17 protein-coding genes are annotated in these 17,000 nt (G+C 70.8%); all 17 read right to left on the reverse strand.

Annotated elements, in window-relative coordinates; all coding sequences use genetic code 11:
• On the reverse strand, positions 1-788 hold a 788-nt coding region (locus tag IV088_RS15810; protein WP_291103984.1), incomplete at its 3' end, for a HupU protein.
• Entirely contained in the window at positions 785-1,261 is a 477-nt protein-coding gene (locus IV088_RS15815) for a hydrogenase maturation protease (RefSeq protein ID WP_291103986.1), read from the reverse strand. The genes IV088_RS15810 and IV088_RS15815, both read right to left, overlap by 4 nt.
• Positions 1,258-2,778, reverse strand: coding sequence for a Ni/Fe hydrogenase subunit alpha (locus IV088_RS15820; RefSeq protein WP_291103990.1), 1,521 nt, complete (start codon positions 2,776-2,778; stop codon positions 1,258-1,260). The genes IV088_RS15815 and IV088_RS15820 overlap by 4 nt, the downstream gene beginning before the upstream one ends.
• Before the next feature lie 4 nt (positions 2,779-2,782).
• Positions 2,783-3,310: an NADP oxidoreductase gene (locus IV088_RS15825; protein WP_291103993.1), complete on the reverse strand. Its 528-nt coding sequence runs from the start codon at positions 3,308-3,310 to the stop codon at positions 2,783-2,785.
• Complete coding sequence (locus IV088_RS15830) at positions 3,307-4,011, reverse strand: 2Fe-2S iron-sulfur cluster-binding protein (protein ID WP_291103996.1); 705 nt, start codon at positions 4,009-4,011, stop codon at positions 3,307-3,309. The genes IV088_RS15825 and IV088_RS15830 overlap by 4 nt, the downstream gene beginning before the upstream one ends.
• Positions 4,008-5,870: an NAD(P)H-dependent oxidoreductase subunit E gene (locus IV088_RS15835; RefSeq protein WP_291103999.1), complete on the reverse strand. Its 1,863-nt coding sequence runs from the start codon at positions 5,868-5,870 to the stop codon at positions 4,008-4,010. Before IV088_RS15835 ends, IV088_RS15830 begins: the two co-directional genes overlap by 4 nt.
• Positions 5,871-5,965: 95 nt before the next feature.
• Positions 5,966-7,411 carry a sigma-54 dependent transcriptional regulator gene (locus IV088_RS15840; RefSeq protein WP_291104002.1) on the reverse strand — a complete coding sequence of 482 codons (1,446 nt, stop codon included), beginning with the start codon at positions 7,409-7,411 and terminating at the stop codon, positions 5,966-5,968.
• A 157-nt stretch (positions 7,412-7,568) separates the two neighbouring features.
• Positions 7,569-9,320, reverse strand: a complete 1,752-nt coding sequence (locus tag IV088_RS15845) for an enoyl-CoA hydratase-related protein (protein ID WP_291104005.1) — start codon at positions 9,318-9,320, stop codon at positions 7,569-7,571.
• A gap of 7 nt (positions 9,321-9,327) precedes the next feature.
• A complete protein-coding gene (locus IV088_RS15850) occupies positions 9,328-9,846 on the reverse strand; it encodes a hypothetical protein (RefSeq protein ID WP_291104008.1) in 519 nt (172 codons plus the stop codon).
• Positions 9,847-10,004: 158 nt separating this feature from the next.
• The gene (gene hypE, locus IV088_RS15855) at positions 10,005-11,117 is read right to left on the reverse strand and encodes a hydrogenase expression/formation protein HypE (RefSeq protein ID WP_291104019.1); all 1,113 of its coding nucleotides are present in this window, start codon (positions 11,115-11,117) and stop codon (positions 10,005-10,007) included.
• A complete protein-coding gene (hypD, locus tag IV088_RS15860) occupies positions 11,114-12,280 on the reverse strand; it encodes a hydrogenase formation protein HypD (RefSeq protein ID WP_291104022.1) in 1,167 nt (388 codons plus the stop codon). The genes hypE and hypD overlap by 4 nt, the downstream gene beginning before the upstream one ends.
• Positions 12,277-12,516 (reverse strand): HypC/HybG/HupF family hydrogenase formation chaperone, encoded by a 240-nt coding sequence (locus IV088_RS15865; protein ID WP_291104025.1) that lies wholly within the window; start codon positions 12,514-12,516, stop codon positions 12,277-12,279. Before IV088_RS15865 ends, hypD begins: the two co-directional genes overlap by 4 nt.
• A complete protein-coding gene (locus IV088_RS15870; protein ID WP_291104027.1) occupies positions 12,507-13,658 on the reverse strand; it encodes a carbamoyltransferase HypF in 1,152 nt (383 codons plus the stop codon). Before IV088_RS15870 ends, IV088_RS15865 begins: the two co-directional genes overlap by 10 nt.
• Before the next feature lie 4 nt (positions 13,659-13,662).
• The gene (gene hypB, locus IV088_RS15875; RefSeq protein ID WP_291104030.1) at positions 13,663-14,739 is read right to left on the reverse strand and encodes a hydrogenase nickel incorporation protein HypB; all 1,077 of its coding nucleotides are present in this window, start codon (positions 14,737-14,739) and stop codon (positions 13,663-13,665) included.
• Positions 14,740-14,897: 158 nt separating this feature from the next.
• Positions 14,898-15,248 carry a hydrogenase maturation nickel metallochaperone HypA gene (locus IV088_RS15880; RefSeq protein ID WP_291104032.1) on the reverse strand — a complete coding sequence of 117 codons (351 nt, stop codon included), beginning with the start codon at positions 15,246-15,248 and terminating at the stop codon, positions 14,898-14,900.
• The gene (locus tag IV088_RS15885) at positions 15,241-16,419 is read right to left on the reverse strand and encodes a hypothetical protein (RefSeq protein WP_291104034.1); all 1,179 of its coding nucleotides are present in this window, start codon (positions 16,417-16,419) and stop codon (positions 15,241-15,243) included. The genes IV088_RS15880 and IV088_RS15885 overlap by 8 nt, the downstream gene beginning before the upstream one ends.
• Positions 16,416-17,000 carry a [NiFe]-hydrogenase assembly chaperone HybE gene (gene hybE / locus IV088_RS15890; RefSeq protein ID WP_291104037.1) on the reverse strand — a complete coding sequence of 195 codons (585 nt, stop codon included), beginning with the start codon at positions 16,998-17,000 and terminating at the stop codon, positions 16,416-16,418. Before hybE ends, IV088_RS15885 begins: the two co-directional genes overlap by 4 nt.

Consider the following 17,000-nt stretch of genomic DNA (forward strand, 5'->3'; position numbering starts at 1 on the left):
TCGGTGCAGGCGATGCAGGCGTAGCCGCCGCGCGTGCAGCTGCCCTCGCCGTTCCACAGGCGGGTGTTGCAGTCGGCGTGCACCTGCGTGCCCTTGCAGCCCATGTGCTCCATCATGCAGCCCAGGTCGGACGGCTTCTCGGCGCTGGCCTTGAACTCGTAGTACTCGTTGCGCGTGCAGCCGTGGTGCACCAGCTGGTCGGCGTAGAAACGCGGGCGGTTCAGCGGGTCGAGGTCGTCGGCCTCGAAGCCGTCGGCGGCCAGCGCCATGAGCGTGTCGATCACCCAGCTCGGGTGCGTCGGACAACCCGCGATGTTGATCACTGGCAGGCCGCTGGTTGAGCGAAAGTCCGCGCCGAGCAGGCCACCGATGCGGTCGTCCTCGTACTGCAGGCCGCAGGCGTCGGTGGGGTTGTCGCCGCCGGCGGTGATGCCACCCCAGGCCGCGCAGCTGCCGACCGCCAGCACGTGTTGTGCTTTCGCCGCCAGCTCGCGCACCCAGTGGATCATGGGCAGGCCGGTGCCGGCCAGCATGTGGAAACGCCCCGTGCCGTTCGGGCCACGCAGCAGCGAGCCTTCGACGCACAGCGCGTCGAGCCGGGTGCCGCCGTCCAGCGCCGAGTGCAGCAGCGCGATCACCTCTTCGCCGCTCGCCATCGACAGCGAGGGGTGCCACAGCAGGTGCACGCCCGCGTCGCGCAGGTGGCCCTGGAAATCGGTGGTATCGGCGCACAGCAGCGACATGCTGCAACCGCCGCAGCCGCCACTTTGAAGCCAGAGCACATTCATGTGGAAACCTCCTCGGGCAGCTGTGCCCACTCGGTGGCCCAGGCCAGGGCCAAGGCCAGATCGGCCAGCGCCTGTTCGCCCGGTGCCTCGCCGAGTTCGAAGCGCTGCGCGCGGATGGCGAGCAGCGTGCAAGGCGGCGGCTCGGCGCGCTCCAGCTCGCGGTAGACCTGCAGCAGCGCCTCGGGCGCGAGTGCGTGGGTGGTGAAGCCAGCATTCGGTGCGGGCTTCACGGTACTCACAACAAACGGGGTCTGCAGGCCGAAGGCGGCGTCCACGAACAGCACCCGTTCTCGGCCCACGAGGTCGAGCGCGTGTTCGACCTGCAGCTGGAAGTCGGTCAGGCACTCAAGCCGGCCCGACGGCATCTGCGCCAATCCGGCCAGTTGTTCGGCCAGCAGCGGTCCCAGCGCGTCGTCGCCCCGGCCCGGGTTGCCCCAGCCGAACACCAGCAGCTGCGCCACCGTGGTGCTCACAGCGCCGCCTCCGCCGAGTGCGGCCGGGTACCGCGCACGGTGTCGCCGCTGGACGAACGGTGCACGTGGTCGAGCACCTCGCCCTTTGCATCGCGCAGCGTGACGGCCAGCGGCATCTGGCCCAGCGCATGCGTGGCGCACGACAGGCAGGGGTCGTAGGCACGGATGGCCACCTCGATGTGGTTGAGCAGCGGCTCGGTAATGGTCTGGCCGTCGAGGTACTGCAGCGCGACCGAGCGCACGGCTTCGTTCATGGCCTGGTTGTTGTGGGTGGTCGAGACAATCAGGTTGCAGCGCGTGACGAGGTCGTCGTCACCCACCTCGTACTCGTGGATCAGCGTGCCGCGCGGCGCTTCGATGATGCCGACACCGCTGCGCTGGCGCTCACCGGTGGCGAGCAGCGGACCCCCGAGGATGGCCGGGTCATTCAGCAGGTCGGCCACCACTTCCACACCGTGCAGCAGCTCGATCATGCGCGCCCAGTGGGTGGCCAGCACCGCGTGCACCGGCCGGCCGCCGTGCGCCGCGACGAAGGCCTGGCGCCGCGCTTCGGCGCGAGGGGTTGAAATGAAGTCGCAGTTCTGCAGCCGCGCCAGCGGACCGACGCGGTACCAGCCGGCGTCTGGCCCCAGGGCCAGGCGGTAGGGGAACTTCATGTAGGTCCAGGGCTTGACGCCCTCGCCGATCAGCTCGCGGTAGCGCTGGTCCTCGAAGCCGTCGACAGCCATGCGACCGTCGGCCTCGCGCACCCGCAGCGTGCCGTCGTAGAACTCCATCGCGCCGCCGGGGCCGACCAGCGACATCATGGCCGCCGGTGTCTCGGCAAAGCCGACGAGGTGCTGAGGCAAGCCGGTGTGCAGGCGCTCGGCCAGGTCCACGGCCGCCTCGGCCCAGGCCAGCACCTCGGGCAGTTGCGCGCGCAGGGTGTCGCGCTCGGTCGGGTCCACCGCGCGGTTCATGCCACCGGGTATGGAGCCGGTGCCGTGCACCCGCTTGCCGGCGGTGATGCGGATCACCTCCTGGCCGAACTTGCGCAGCATCACGCCCTGGCGCGCGGCCTCCGGGTGCGCCATCGCCACGCCGACGATGTTGCGCTGAGCGACGTCGGCATCAAAGCCAAACAGCAGGTCGGGCGAGGACAGGTGGAAGAAGTGCAGCGCGTGGCTCTGCACGATCTGGCCGTGGTGCATGAGGCGGCGGATTTTGTCGGCGGCTTCGGGCACCGGCCAGCCGCCGACCACGCGGTCCAACGCCTTGGTGGCGGCCAGGTGGTGCGAGACCGGGCAGATGCCGCACAGGCGCTGCACCATCACCGGCACCTCCCAGTAGGGCCGGCCGACGATGAACTGCTCGAAGCCGCGGAACTCGACGATGTGCAGCCGCACCTGCTGAATGCGGTTGTCCTCGCCCAGCAGCAGCGTGACCTTGCCGTGGCCCTCGACGCGTGAGACCGGATCGATCACGATGCGGCGCAGGCCCTGCGGGTCGGCGGCGGTTTCGAGCGAAGGGGTGGTCATGGTCTCAGTCGTAACGAATCAGGCCATGCGCTGGCTCGCGCCCGGCGATGAGGTCCTGCAAGAACTGCCAGAAGGCATCGGCCGACGGGGGGCAGCCGGGCAGCGAGTGGTCGATGCGCACCACCTCATGGATGGGGTGCACCTTGTTGAGCGGCAGCGGGAGTTCGGGGTCGTCGGGCACCGTGCCGTAGACGGCCTGCAGCATGTCCCCGACATCGAGGTGGTTGCGCAAGGCGGGCAGGCCGCCGGTGATGGCGCAGGCGCCGACCGCCACGAGCACACGGCAGTTGGCGCGGAAGGCGCGCAGCACCTCGACGTTTTCGGCGTTGCACAGGCCGCCCTCGACCAGGCCGATGTCGCACGGCCCCACGGTCTTGATGTCGGTCAGCGGCGAGCGGTCGAATTCGATGTGTTCGATGAGCTCGAACAGGCGCTCGTCGATGTCGAGAAAGGACATGTGGCAGCCAAAGCAGCCGGCCAGCGAGACCGTGGCCACGCGCAGCTTGCGGGGGGCAGAGGTGTCTGTGTTCATCCGCGCGTCTCCTCATCGTCGAAGGTTCGCTGGCCGATGGGCACCGCAAAGCCGACCCGCTTGGGCAACAGGGCGCCCACCGGGCAGATGTGGGCCGCGCGGTCATGCACCGACAGCGCGCTGTCGCCCAGGCGGCCGCTGGCGCTGTTGATCAGCAGGTGCGTGGCGATGCCGTGGCCGCCGATGGCGAACACCTGCTTGCCGTCGAGCTCGTCGCTGGCGCGCACGCAGAGCTGGCAGAGGATGCAGCGGTTGGGTTCGAACAGCACGTCGGGGTGGCTGGCGTCGACCGGGCGTTCGGGGTTGAGCGCTTCGAAATGCAGGTCGGTCATGCCGGCGCGTTCGGCCTGGTGCTGCAGCAGGCAGTCGCCGCTTTTTTCACAGCCGGGGCAGAAGTGGTTGCCTTCGACAAACAGCATCTGCAGCAGGCGCAGCCGCTGCCCCCGCAGATCAGCGGTGTGGCAGTCCACGCGTTGGCCCGCGGCGGCGGCCGTGGTGCAGGCTGCTACTGGCCTGCCGTCCACGTGCACCGTGCAGACCCGGCAGGAAGCGCTGGCCGAGACCTCGGGGTGCCAGCACAGGTGGGGCACCTCGTGGCCCGCGCGCTGCGCGGCCTGCAGGATGGTGTCGCCGGGTTGCAGCGGCACCGGCTGGCCGTCGAACTGGAACACCGCCGGGGTGTCGTTGCGCGGTCCAGTCATGGCTTGTGCTCCGTGTGCAGGTGGGCGCCGAGATCGGTCCTGCCGGTCACGCGGCGCGCAGCCGAAAGCTCGGCGTCGAGATCGAACTCGGGCTCGAACTGCGGCGTGCCCGTGCGCGATGTGTAGACCTCTCCGAAGTGGGTCAGCGTGTCGCGCAGCGGGTTGCAGGCCGAGGCGCCGAGGCCGCAGTGCGTGCCGCTGTGCAGCAGCTCATCCAGCTCGTGCAGGCGTTGCAGGTCGAAGGCGGAGCCGCGCCCGGCGCCGCGTTCGTGGGCCAGCTTGTCCAGCCGCCGCACCACCAGCTCGGTGCCCACGCGGCAGGGCGTGCAGAGGCCACAGCTTTCGTGCGCGAAGAAGCGCGCGAAATGCCGCGCCACCTCGAACAGGTCGCGCGATGGGTTGAAGACCATGAAGGCGCCGGCGCTGGGCACGTCGTCGAACGCGATGCGCCGGTGAAAGCCCGAGGCGGGCACGCAGCGGCCCGAGGGGCCGCCCACCTGCACCGCCTGGGCGTCCCGGGCGCCGCAGTCGGCCAGGATCTGCGCAATGGGCGTGCCCATCGGGTATTCGTAGAGGCCCGGGCGCTCGCAGTCGCCCGAGACCGAGTGGATCTTGGTGCCGGTGGACGACGCCAGGCCGATGCCGGACCACCAGGCGCCGCCGCGCCGCGCGATGTGGGCCACCGCCACAAAGGTCTCGACGTTGTTGACCACGGTCGGGCGCCCCAGGTAACCGCGCTCCACCGGGAACGGCGGGCGGATGCGCGGCGCGCCACGTTTGCCTTCCAGCGATTCGATCAGCGCCGACTCCTCGCCGCACACGTAGGCGCCGGCGCCGAGGTGGATGCCGATGTCGAAGCAGAAATCCGGAACACCACCCACCGAGGCGCCGAGCAAGCCTTGCGAACGGCGCCGCTCCAGCACCGCTTGCAGGTGCGGCAGCAGGTAGCGGTATTCGCCGCGCAGGTAGAGCCAGCCCTGCTGCGCGCCCACGGCGCGCGCGGCGATGGTCATGCCGTCGAACACCGCGTCGGCGTGGTCGCTGAGCAGGGCACGGTCCTTGAAGGTGCCGGGCTCGCCTTCGTCGGCGTTGCAGACCACGCAGCGCAGCGGGCCGCTGGCATCGCGACAGGCCTGCCACTTGCGCGCGGTCGGAAAGCCGGCACCGCCGCGCCCGCGCAGGCCGGCGCGGGTCAGCTCGTCGATCAGGGCCTGTGGCTCGCGCGCGATCACAGCGGACAAGGCCGGCGCGTCCACCGGCAGGCCGCTCAGCAGCGCATCGGCGCGGTGCACCGTGTTGTCCACATGAAACCAGTCGGCGGGCCAATCGCCCACCGGCACCTCGGACAACATCAGCGCGGCGAGCGCGTCCACCCGGTCGGCGTCGAGGCGGGTGATGACCTGGTGGTGGTTGATCAGCAGCGCCGGCCCCTGGTCGCACAGGCCGGTGCACGAGCACCGGTCCACGCTGAACCGGCCCTGGGCGTCGGTCTCGCCCGGCGCCACACCCAGACGTTCGCAGAGCCGGAACAACAGGGCTTCGCTGCCCAACAAACGGTCGGTGATGTTGCCGGAGAACAGCACCCGCAGCCGCCCCACGGGCCGGGTGTGAAAGAAACGGTAGAAGGTGGCCACGCCTTCGACCTGGGCCAGCGGCAGGCCCAGCGCCTGCGCGATGTGCGCCAGCAGGCCACGCGGCAGCCAGTGGGTCAACGCCTGCGTCTCGCGCAACACCTGCACCAGCGCGTGCGGATCGTGGCCCCAGCGGGCCAGCACCACATCGGCGAGCGCCTGGTGATCGGGGCTCAGGCGATCCGGCGCAGGGCCGCCCCAAGCCGGATCAGCCCCCGGCCCCGGCATGGACCGGGGCCCATCCCCCTCCTGGGGCAGCGACCCGCGCAGCGGTGGAGCCCCGGATTCGCACCGCAGGTGGGAAGGCGCTTGGGGGCCCGATGTCACGGCTTGTCCAGTCCGAAGCGCTGCATCTTGCTGCGCAAACCGACGCGCGACAGGCCCAGTTCCTGCGCCGCGCGGGTCTTGTTCCAGCGCTGGCGCAGCAGGGTTTCGCGCAGCAACATGGCCTCGATCACGTCCAGCCGCTCGGTGAGCGTGCCGCTGCTCGGGATGGCGGCGGCCAGGTTGTCGGCGCCCCCTGCGGCGCGGCCCTGCAGCACGCGCGGCGAGAAGGCCGCCGGCGGCAGCTGCGCGCCCTCGTGCAAGGCCATGGCGCGCGCGATCTCGTTGCGCAGCTCGCGGATGTTGCCGGGCCAGGGGTAGGCCAGCAGGCAGGCCAGGGTCTCGTCGGGCAGGCTGGCGCCGGGGTGGCCCAGCTCGGCCGCCACGTCCAGCGCGATCTGGCGCGCGATGGGCGGGATGTCGGCGATGCGCTCGCGCAGCGGCGGCACGGTGATGGTGATGCCGGCGATGCGGTAGTAGAGGTCTTCGCGGAACAGGCCGTCGCGCACGCGCTGTTCCAGGTGGCGGTGGGTGGCGGCGATCACCCGCACGTCCACCGGCACCGGGCGCGCGCCGCCGACGGGCCGCACCTCGCCCTCCTGCAGCACGCGCAGCAGCTTGACCTGAAACGCCGGCGAGGTCTCGCCGATCTCGTCGAGGAACACGGTGCCGCCGCTGGCGCGCTGGAACAGGCCCAGGTGGTCTTCGAAGGCGCCGGTGAAGGCGCCGCGCTTGTGGCCGAAGAGCTCGGATTCGAGCAGCGAGTCGGGGATGGCGGCGCAGTTCTCGACCACGAACGGCCCAGACAGGCGGCGCGAGGCGTAATGGATGGCGCGCGCCAGCAGCTCCTTGCCGGTGCCGGATTCGCCCAGCACCAGCGCCGGGATGTCGTAGCGCGCGACGCGCTGGGCCATCTCGCACACCAGGTCCAGCGGGCTGCCCGGCGCGCGCACGATGCGGTCAAACCCGAAGTGGCTGCGCGCCTGCGCCATCTGGCTGGCGGTGCGCTGGCGCAGCACGCGCGTGCTGGTGCGCAGCTCCAGATCCAGCCGCGCGGTCTGCTGCTGCAGCACCTGCGCCTCGACCGCGTTGCGCACCGAGTCGAGCAGGTGGTCGGGCGCCCAGGGCTTGAGGATGTACTGGTAGATGCCGGCGTCGTTGATGCCGGCGATGATGTCTTCGCTGTCGGTGTAGCCCGAGATCACGATGCGCACGGTCTCCGGCCACTGCTCGCGCACCTCTTTCAGAAAGGCCACCCCGGTGACCCCCGGCATGCGCTGGTCGCACAGGATCACGCTCACCGGCTGGCGCTCCAGCAGGCCGCGCGCCTCCTCGGCGCTGCTGGCGGTGAACACCGTGAAGTCCTCGTCCAGCGTGCGCCGCATCGCGTCCTGCGAACGCACCTCGTCGTCCACCACGAGCACGGTGGGCAGGGCATCTGACATGAGGGGAGGTGTCACGGTCAACGCATCTTTCCAGAGCGCACGAGCCACACGAACGAAGTGCCTCCATCGGCGAACACCGTCGGGCCGGCTTTGCCGGACGACAGGTGTTGCCCCCTGGGGGGTATGCGGCTACACGCAGTGAGCAAGCAACGGGGGGTCATCGATGTACCGCGAGGTGCCGCGGCGTCCACGCGTGCGGCTGCTTGTGCACGAAGTGGTGGCGCGCCACGTGGTAGCTGGGATCGAAGCCGTAGAAGTTGCGGTGCATGCGCGCCAGTTCCTGTTCGCGGTAATGGGCCAGCGGACGGCGGGCCTCGTCCTGCTCGCGCCGGGCCTGTTTGGCCTCTGGCTCCCCGCTCTCATTGTAGGAGCCGGCCAGGGCCAGCGCGCGCCGCAGACAACGTGTTTCGAAGCCGTCTCGCGGCCCCTCGTCGCTGTGGTCGATCAGGCCGATGCGTTGCGCTTCTGCCGCCAGCAGCGGCAGGCGCTGCGCCATCAGGTCCTTCGCACCGGCCTCGCCCAGGCGGCGCGGCAACAGGTAGGTCCAGTACTCGGAACCGTAGAGGTTGCCCATGTTCTTGTAGTGCGGGTTGAGCACCACGCTGCCATGCGCCCACACCTGGTCGGCCGCGAGCGCGAGGAAGGCACCGCCCGCGCCCGCGTTGCCGCGCAGCACGCTGACCGTGAGCCGGTCGGTGGTCTGCAGCACCGCGAGCGCCACATCGTTCATGGCGTGGATGTTGCGCCACGAGGCGTCGGCCGCGCTGTCGCCCGGACGGTGCGCGGCGGCCTCGATGCTGTTGAGGTCGATGCCGTTGCTGAAGAAGCCCTCGCCGCCCATCAGCAGCAGCACCTGCGTGTCGCGCTCGCGCACCTGTTGCAGCGCGGTGCGCAGGCGCTCGCAGCGCGCGGTGGACATGGCGCCGTTGTAGAAGTCGAAGCTCAGGCAGCCCACGCGCGCGCCCTCGGGGCCGTGTTCGGTGTAGCGCAGTTCGCCCCACTCGTCGGGCGAGCGCTCCAGCGACACCGGTCGCTGCGGCAGGCCCGCGGCCTCCAGCGCAAACAGCTCGGCCGCCACCTGCTTGAAGCTGCCCTGCGCGGGCGGCGTGCCGGGCGGGTCGGCGCGGCGGGCCTGGCCGATCCAGACGCCGCCGTCCACGGTGCGGCGCAGCAGCGCGCCGTCGCGCACGGCCAGCGGGGCGCCGGGCGCGGTGCCTGCGAATTCGGCCATCGTTGCGGCACTGGCCGGGTGGGCATCGCCCAGGTAACAGGGCTGGCCCCAGAGCGTGTCGAGCACGCCGGGCTGGCCGTCGCCGCTGCGGAGTTTGGCGAGCACGGTGGCGGTGCTGTCGTCGGCCCAGTGAATCGCGCGTTCGCTCTGGCGCAGCAACGGCTGCCAGCGCACCAGCGGTGCCCCGTCGGTCCAGATCGGCGCCTCGCGCTCACCACCGGCGAAGCGATGCACGGCGGCCAGCGTGGCCTGCAGCGCGGCCTGCGTGACTTCGCGGCGGTACAGGCTGCCTTTGGTGGCCTCGCGCATGGGAAATGCCGCGTGCGCCCAGACCGGGCCGGCGTCGAAATCGCCGTTGGCCTGCAGCACCGTCACCCCCCAGTGCGGCTCGCCGCGCCAGACCGCCCAGTCCAGCGCCGACGGCCCCTGGTCGCCCGGCGGGCCGGGGTGCACCACGAGGCAGGTCACGCGCTGCCACACGGTGGCCGGGATGCGGCGCTTGAGGAACGGGGCCAGCACCAGGTCGGGCCGGAACAGGGCCACGGCCTCTTCGGTCACGCTGTCGGCGATGTCGAGCTCCACGCTCAGGGTGTGGCCCGCCGCGCGCAGCTCGGCGAACAGCCGCTGGGTGAGGCTGTTGAAGCTGTGGCAGAGCAGGAGGATGCGCAGCGGGTTCATCGGGTCTTCAGGTGGCGGGGCGCAGCGCCAGCAGCTCGCGCGCGGCCTGCTTGCGCCCCAGGTAGATGGCGAGTTTGGACTCGATGCCGTCCAGCGCCGCGTTGAACTCGGCGGCCGTGCGCGCGGCCAGCAGGGCCTGCGCCACGAGGGGCGTGTCGGGTCCGAAATGGTTCCCGAGATGCACCATGGCCTTGCGGCGGAGGGTGTCGAGGTGGGGCACGGCGGCCGGTGGCGCGGCGTTCGGCCGCCGCTCGCTCGCGGGGGGCGCCACGGGCGGTGGCGTGACGGCCGGAGGTGCTGAGACCACCGGCGTGGCACGCGCCACCACCGGCTCGATCAAGCCCAGTGCCAGCAGCGTGTCCAGATGCCCCTGCAGCTGCGGCAGGCCACGCGCCATCAGCGCCGACACCGCATCGCTGCCGTTCACCATGATCAGCACCGTGCGCGTGGCGGGCGACAGCCCCGCCTGCCGACGGGCGATCTCGGCCTTGCCGCTCTCGGTCTTCTGAAACACCCCACTCGACATGCCCGTCTCCTCGTCTCTTTTGTTATGGGCCCCGACCTCAACGATATGGCTCTCATCACCCGACGCGAAGTGCCCCAACCCAGAACGCCGCGGAACCGGCTTCGCCGGGCCGCCAGCGTTGCCCCCTGGGGGGTGACGCCGAAGGCGGCGCGGGGGAGTCAACAGATCCTCGGCAGTTGCTCCCCACTCAGCCAGTCCACCACCCGCCGCCCGCCGAAGCGCGTGGCCATCTGCACGAAGTGGTGCGGGTCGGCCGTCACTTCGCCGATGCGCGCCGCGTCCTGCCCCAGCGGGTGCGCGCGCATCGCGGCAAGCACTGCATCGGCGAACTCGGGCGCCACCACCGCGATCAGCTTGCCTTCGTTGGCCACGTAGAGCGGGTCCAGGCCCAGCAGCTCGCAGGCCGCGTCGACCTGCGGCTTCACGGGAATCGCCGCCTCCTGCAGCAGCATGCCCACGCCCGACTGGCGCGCCACCTCGTTGAGCGTGGTGGCGAGGCCGCCGCGCGTCGGGTCGCGCAGCACGCGCACGGCGCCCGGGGCGGCCGCGAGCATGGCGGCGACCAGGGTGTGCAGCGCGGCGGTGTCGCTTTCAATGGTGGTCTCGAAGGCCAGCGATTCGCGCTGCGACAGCACGGCCACGCCGTGGTCGCCGATGCTGCCCGAGAGCAGCACCACATCACCCGCTCGCGCGTGGCGCCCGCTGATCGACACGCCCGGCGGCAGCACGCCGACCCCGGTGGTGCTGATGAACACGCCGTCGCCCTTGCCTTTTTCCACCACCTTGGTGTCGCCCGTGACCACGGGCACACCGGCCTCGCGCGAGGCGGCGGCCATGGACTTCACGATGCGCTGCAGGTCGATCAGCGGGAAGCCTTCTTCGATGATGAAGCTGGCGCTCAGGTACAGCGGCTTCGCGCCCGACATCGCCACGTCGTTCACCGTGCCGTGCACCGAGAGGCAGCCGATGTCGCCACCGGGAAAGAACAGCGGTGAGATCACGTGGCCGTCGGTCGCCATCACGAGCCGGCCCTGCGCCGGTTCGAAGGCCGGCAACGTCAGCACCGCGCCGTCGTCGCCCTGGCGCAGGAATGGGTTGTCGAAGGCCGCGAGGAACAGCTCCTCGATCAGCTGCGCCGCGGCCTTGCCGCCCGCGCCGTGGCCCATGTCGATGCGGCCGTGTTTGATGTCGAGCGGGCGGATGTAGTTCTTCTTCACCGGCCTGGGCGCTGGCGCCTCGCCACCGGCGGCTTGTTCGATGTCGGTTCTCATGGGGTGGCCTCTTCGGTGGCAGGGGCGGCGGCGACGATGGGGATGTCGCGGAAACGGCCGTAGGTATAGTGCGCGGCGCAGGCGCCTTCGCTCGACACCATGCAGGAACCGACCGGGTTTTCCGGCGTGCAGACGGTGCCGAAGATCTTGCAGTCGGTCGGCTTCTTCACGCCACGCAAGATGGCGCCGCACTCGCAGGCCTTGTTGTCGGCCACGGGCGTGTAGCTCAGGTCAAAGCGGCGCTCGGCGTCGAAGGCGGCAAAGGCCTCGCGGATCTTGAGCGCGCTGTAGGGCACCTCGCCCAGGCCGCGCCACTCGAAGCTCGGCCGCAGCTCGAACACCTCGGACACCAGGGCCTGCGCCTTGAGGTTGCCCTCGGGCGTGACGGCGCGGGTGAACTCGTTTTCCACATGGGCGCGGCCCTCGTTGACCTGGCGCACCAGCATCAGGATGGCCTGCATCACGTCCAGCGGCTCGAAGCCGGCGATCACCACCGGCTTGCGGTATTCCTCGGCGAAGTGCTCGTAGGGCGCGGAGCCGATGACGATGCTCACGTGCGCCGGGCCGATGAAGCCGTCGATGGGCACGGTGCCGAGCTGGCGCACCTCGGGCGATTCGAGGATGTGGGTGATGGCCGAGGGCGTGAGCACGTGGCAGCACAAGACGCTGAAGTTGGCCAGGCCTTCGCGCGCCGCGTCGCGGATGGCGAGCGCCGTGGGCGGCGTGGTGGTCTCGAAACCGATGGCGAAGAACACCACCTCGCGCTGCGGATTCGCGCGCGCGATGGCCATGGCGTCGGCGGCCGAATAGACCATGCGGATGTCGCCGCCGCGCGCCTTGGTCTTGATCAAGGACAGGCTGTCTGACGCCGGCACGCGCATGGTGTCGCCGTAGGTGCAGACGATGGCGTTGCGCTCCAGCGCGAGGCGGATCGCGAGGTCGATGCGGCCGATGGGCAACACGCAGACCGGGCAACCCGGGCCGTGGATCATGCGCACGTTGGGCGGCAGCAGCTCCAGCACGCCGTAGCGGCTGATGGCGTGCGTGTGGCCGCCGCAGAACTCCATGAAGCTGTAGTGGCGGTCCGGGTGGGCTTCGGCGGCGATGCGGGCGCCGATCTGGCGGGCGAGGTCGCCGTCGCGGAATTCGTCGATGTATTTCATGGCTGGACCTCCGCGCCGGCAACCGCCTGCATCTCAGCGAACAAGGCCAGGGTCCTCGCCGCTTCCTCCGGATCGATCACACCGATGGCGTGGCCCACGTGCACGATCACGTAGTCGCCCACCTGCACCCCCTCCACCAGCGCGATGGAGATCTCTTTGCGGATGCCGCCGAGGTTGACCACGGCCTGGTCGTGGGGGCGCAACTCCACCAGCTGGGCGGGAATGGCTAGACACATGGTTCTGTTTCCTTCGTGGTTTGTTCTTGTGGAGCGATCACGGCCAGTTGCTGGGCGGCGACCCAGGCCTGGCCGAGCGCGAGACCAGCGTCGCCGCAGCCTTTGTCCAGCGGCCGGTGCACGCGCAGGCTCGCGGCCTGCAGGCGCAGGGTCACGCGCTCGCGCAGGATGCGGTTGAAGAAGCAGCCGCCGCCGAGGCACACGTCGCGGCTGCCGCGTTCGTGGGCGGCCTGTGTGGCCCAGTCGGCCAGCGCGTCGGCCAGCGCAAGGTGGAAGCCCGCGGCGGCGGCGTCCACGCCCTCGGCGGTGGCGTCGAACAGCGCGGGCAGGAGGCCGCGCAGGTCGAGGCGGTTGTGCGGGTCGATCATGGCGCCGGGCAGCGCCGCGGTGTCGGGGTGTTGGGCGAGCCAGCGCGTGGCGGCGGCTTCGAGCGCGATGGCGGCTTGGGCCTCGTCGGTCTGTCGAACGCTCAGGCCCAGCGCGCCGGCCGCGGCGTCGAACCAGCGGCCGGTGCTGCTGGTGGTTGGGCAGTTCAGGTTTTTTACCAGCATCTGCTGCACACCCGACGCCACGGCCTCACCGACCTGCGGCGCGAAACGTGAAGCGATCTGCTCACCACGGCCCATCGCGTGCAGCGCGCTCGCCGCCATGCGCCAGGGCTCGCGCGCGGCGCGGTCGCCGCCGGGCAAAGCGAGTGGCATCAGGTGGGCCAGGCGCTGCCACTGTGCGCCGTGCATCCAGAGCAGTTCACCGCCCCAGGCTTGGCCGTCCGTTCCGAGGCCCACGCCGTCGAGGGCGAGGCCGATCACAGGACCTTCGATGCCGTGTTCGGCCACCACGGCAGCGATGTGCGCGTGGTGGTGCTGCACGCCGATGGCGGGCACACCGAGCGCGGCGGCGAGCCGCACCGCGAGCTGGGTGCTGAAGAAGTCGGGGTGCAGGTCGTGCGCCACCGCCGCGATGGGCGCGCCGTGGCCGGCCAGGAGGGCCTGCACCCAGGTGTCGAGCGCGGCGCAGGCGGCGGGGTCGCTGAGGTCGCCGTGCACCGCCGACCACAGCGGTCGGCCGTCCACCAGCAGGCAGGCGGCATTTTTCAGCCAGGCGCCGCAGGCGAGCACGGAGGGCAAAGGCGCTGTGTTCATGGCGTCAGAGCGCGGCGTCGGCGGAGAGGGGGGTTTCGCCGCCGGGCCGCCCCAAGGCGAAACCAGCCCCCTCGGGGGGCAGCGACCCGCGAAGCGGCGGAGCGTGGGGGTTCAATGCTGCGCGGGCTTTTGCAAGCTCGGCTTCGAGCTGCGCCACACGGTCCCGCAGCGCCGCTTCGGACGCCGAGGGTGCGGGCTCTTCGTGGTGGTGCCCATGGCCCATGGCGTGGTCGAGCCAGTGCAACCAGGCGTCCATGCCTTCGCCGGTGGTGGCCGAGAGCTGAATGATTTCAATGGCGGGGTTCACACGCCGGGCCAGTTCGATGCAGCGCGCGACGTCGAACTTCACGTGCGGCAGCAGGTCGGTCTTGTTGAGGATCATCAGCTGCGCTGCCGCGAACATGTCGGGGTATTTGAGCGGCTTGTCTTCGCCCTCGGTGACCGAGAGGATGGCGACCTTGGCGGCCTCGCCCAGGTCCCACACGGCGGGGCAGACCAGGTTGCCCACGTTCTCGATGAACAGCAGGCTATGGCCGTCGTTGTGATGGTGGTCGTGCGAATGACCGTGCCCGTGATCGTGGTGGTCGTGGCTGTGCAGTTGCGCGAAGGCCTCGCTCACCATGGGCGCGTCGAGGTGGCAACCCTTGCCGGTGTTGACCTGGATCGCGGGCGCGCCGGTCGCGCGGATGCGGTCGGCGTCGAAGCTGGTCTGCTGGTCGCCTTCGATCACGGCGACGTGCAGGCCGGGCGCGTGGACCTTGAGCGCTTCGATGGTCGCGCACAGCAGCGTGGTTTTGCCCGAGCCGGGGCTGGACACGAGGTTGAGCGCGGTCACGCCGTGCGCTTCAAAGTGCGCGCGGTTCTGCTGGGCCACGCGGTTGTTGGCGCCGAGGATGTCGGTCTCCAGCTTGATGGCGCGCGCCTGGCTCATGCCAGGCACCGAGACCCGGGCCGCACCCGCGCCGAAGTGCAGGTCGCCGTTGCCGGGGTTCACCTGCACCACGCCGGCTTCGCCCCCGTGGGTCTGGATATGTCGGGCATGGCCCGGGCTGTTGTCACTGCATCCGCAAACGACACACATGTTGGTTCTCCTTTGTTCTGTTCATCGAAACACCGTCCGAAGCCAAGGGCAGCTGCCCAGTCGCACCGCGGAACCGGCTTCGCCGGGCCGCAGGAGCGGTCCCCCTCCCGCCGAAGGCGAGAGAGGGGGAAGCCGCGAAGCGGCGCAGGGGGTGCTTCCTATCCATCATCACTGACTTGCATGTCAATCACCCTCAGCTCCTGACCACCGGTCGGCTGCAGCTGGTAACTGCCACAGGCCGGGCAGGCATCGCCGCGCTGGTTGATGGCCACGGTCTGGGCACAGCCCATGCACCAGGCCTGGCCGGGCGGTTCTTCGATCTCGATCAATGCCCCTTCGAGCACGGTGCCAGGCGCCAGGCTCTCCAGCGCGAAACGCAGGGCGCGCACGTCCACGCCCGCGAGCTGGCCGGCTTCGAGCCGCAGCGACAGCAGACGAGAAAAGCCTTCGCTCACCGCCGTGTCTTCGACGAGCTGCAACACACCGCCGGCGAGGCTGGCTTCATGCATGTTGTGCCTCCTTCACGGTTGGTACATCGTGCGTCACATCAAACGGCACGCAGGGATCGAACGCGGCCATCAGCAGGCGCACGCGGCGCTCCACGGTCGCGGTGGGCTCGGTGGCGTCCAATGCAGCGATGTATTGCGCCACCACACCCTGCGGGTGGAAATTCCATTCGGTCGGTGCGAGCACGCGGCAGGCGGCCACGCGCGCCTCGCCACCCGTGCGGTCGATCTCCACCTCGTGCACCAGCAGGCCGCGCGCCATTTCCACCCACGCCATGCCCTGATGCGGCCCGGTGTTCAGCGACCCGAAGGACAGCCAACCCGCGCCGCCCTGCCCTGGCGCATCGGGCTTGCAGAGGCGGATCAGTTCGGCGATGCGGCTGCCCAGCAGCGCCCATGGCGTGAGCGGAAGGCCGCCGGGCAGGTCGTTCAGGCGCGTCCAGTGGCCGGTATGAGCAGGTGAGCCGTGCCACAAGGGGTGCAACGCGAAGCCGGACGTGAGCGCCAGCGCAGCGGACACACTGCGTTGACCCGCAACGTCCGCGTGGGCACGCAACGCGGTGGCCGGGTCCAGCAGGACCCCGGTGTCGGCCTCGCGCGCGGCGCGCAGCAGCGTGGGCAGCCAGCCGGTGTGGCGGTGGCTCCAGTCGAGCAGCCAGTCGGCGCCGCAGGCCTGCCAGGCGCGAAGCCAGGTGGTGGCCGGCATCTGCAGCAGCTGATCCTCCAGCCAGGCGAGCGTGGCGGGCCAGGGGTCGGCCGCGGCGGCGGCCGCAGGCGCGAGCAGCGGACAGGCCTGCAGCGCGGCCTGTGCCGGGGCCGCCCACGCCCCCTGAGCGTCGGCGGCCAGCAGGCGCGGCCAGTCCAGGCCGATGCGGCGGACGTGCTCCTGCGCGGTCTCGGTGCGCAGTCGCTGCGCCACCTGTTGCGGCGCAGGCAGCAGGCCGGGCGCGGCGGCGTCGATGGCGAGCTGGGCACACAGGCGGTGCGCGTGGCTGCAGAGGTTGAACAGGCTGGCCATCAGGCCGGGCAAAGCGCACACGGCCTGACCGCGGGCCAGGCGCGGCGCCCAATCCTGTCGGCTGCTCTGCAGGGCCAGCGGCAGCGACGCGCCCGGCACCACGCGCAGGCGGCCGGCCAGCGCGGACAGATCGTTCACCGGGGTGGCCAGGTTCATGCGGGTGCTCCCGCGCCCGGCCGGCGGGCCATGAAAAATCCGCGGCGCGGCGGCAGCGGCTCGGCCGCCACGGGCGGCACCGCGTCGGGTTCGGGCTGGTGACGGACCAGCGCCAGCGAAGCCAGCGCGGTCTCGCGCGCCAGGTCCTGTCCGGTGAAGCCGTTCATGGGGGAAAACAGCGCGCAGGTCTCGTGGTAGCCGATGGCGGGATCGTGTGCGCCGATGAAGTCAAACCGTTCGCTGCCGAAGTTCCGCACGGCCTTGCGCCCCACGCGGTGGCCGTGGGGGAGGTTCACCGAAGGCAGGCGCAGCAGGCTCATGAACCAGGGTGTGACGAGCACGCCTTCGGCCACCGGCCCGGCACCCTCTTCGCCTTCGGCCCACTCGAAGCCCACCGCCTCGACCGACAGCGCCGGGTTCAGCAAGGGGATGCCCTGCATGCGCTCGGTCTGCACGTGGCGGTAGAAGTCCACCAGGGCCTGCACGCGCATGTCCCGCACACACCGCAGAACCGGCGCTGCCGGGCTGCTGGTGGGGTCTCCCTGCGAGGGGGAAGACGCGGAGCGGCGCAGGGGGTCCAT

It is taken from the genome of Hydrogenophaga sp. (genome assembly GCF_018780075.1).
Taxonomy (GTDB): Bacteria; Pseudomonadota; Gammaproteobacteria; order Burkholderiales; family Burkholderiaceae_C; genus Hydrogenophaga.

Excerpts from the sequence above, each read along its gene's own strand:
- IV088_RS15820 (WP_291103990.1), bottom strand. The coding sequence starts at position 2,778 with ATGACCACCCCTTCGCTCGAAACCGCCGCCGACCCGCAGGGCCTGCGC.
- IV088_RS15825 (WP_291103993.1), bottom strand. The coding sequence starts at position 3,310 with ATGAACACAGACACCTCTGCCCCCCGCAAGCTGCGCGTGGCCACGGTC.
- IV088_RS15830 (WP_291103996.1), bottom strand. The coding sequence starts at position 4,011 with ATGACTGGACCGCGCAACGACACCCCGGCGGTGTTCCAGTTCGACGGC.
- IV088_RS15835 (WP_291103999.1), bottom strand. The coding sequence starts at position 5,870 with ATGCCGGGGCCGGGGGCTGATCCGGCTTGGGGCGGCCCTGCGCCGGAT.
- IV088_RS15840 (WP_291104002.1), bottom strand. The coding sequence starts at position 7,411 with ATGTCAGATGCCCTGCCCACCGTGCTCGTGGTGGACGACGAGGTGCGT.
- IV088_RS15845 (WP_291104005.1), bottom strand. The coding sequence starts at position 9,320 with ATGAACCCGCTGCGCATCCTCCTGCTCTGCCACAGCTTCAACAGCCTC.
- IV088_RS15850 (WP_291104008.1), bottom strand. The coding sequence starts at position 9,846 with ATGTCGAGTGGGGTGTTTCAGAAGACCGAGAGCGGCAAGGCCGAGATC.
- hypE (WP_291104019.1), bottom strand. The coding sequence starts at position 11,117 with ATGAGAACCGACATCGAACAAGCCGCCGGTGGCGAGGCGCCAGCGCCC.
- hypD (WP_291104022.1), bottom strand. The coding sequence starts at position 12,280 with ATGAAATACATCGACGAATTCCGCGACGGCGACCTCGCCCGCCAGATC.
- IV088_RS15865 (WP_291104025.1), bottom strand. The coding sequence starts at position 12,516 with ATGTGTCTAGCCATTCCCGCCCAGCTGGTGGAGTTGCGCCCCCACGAC.
- IV088_RS15870 (WP_291104027.1), bottom strand. The coding sequence starts at position 13,658 with ATGAACACAGCGCCTTTGCCCTCCGTGCTCGCCTGCGGCGCCTGGCTG.
- hypB (WP_291104030.1), bottom strand. The coding sequence starts at position 14,739 with ATGTGTGTCGTTTGCGGATGCAGTGACAACAGCCCGGGCCATGCCCGA.
- IV088_RS15880 (WP_291104032.1), bottom strand. The coding sequence starts at position 15,248 with ATGCATGAAGCCAGCCTCGCCGGCGGTGTGTTGCAGCTCGTCGAAGAC.
- IV088_RS15885 (WP_291104034.1), bottom strand. The coding sequence starts at position 16,419 with ATGAACCTGGCCACCCCGGTGAACGATCTGTCCGCGCTGGCCGGCCGC.
- hybE (WP_291104037.1), bottom strand. The coding sequence starts at position 17,000 with ATGGACCCCCTGCGCCGCTCCGCGTCTTCCCCCTCGCAGGGAGACCCC.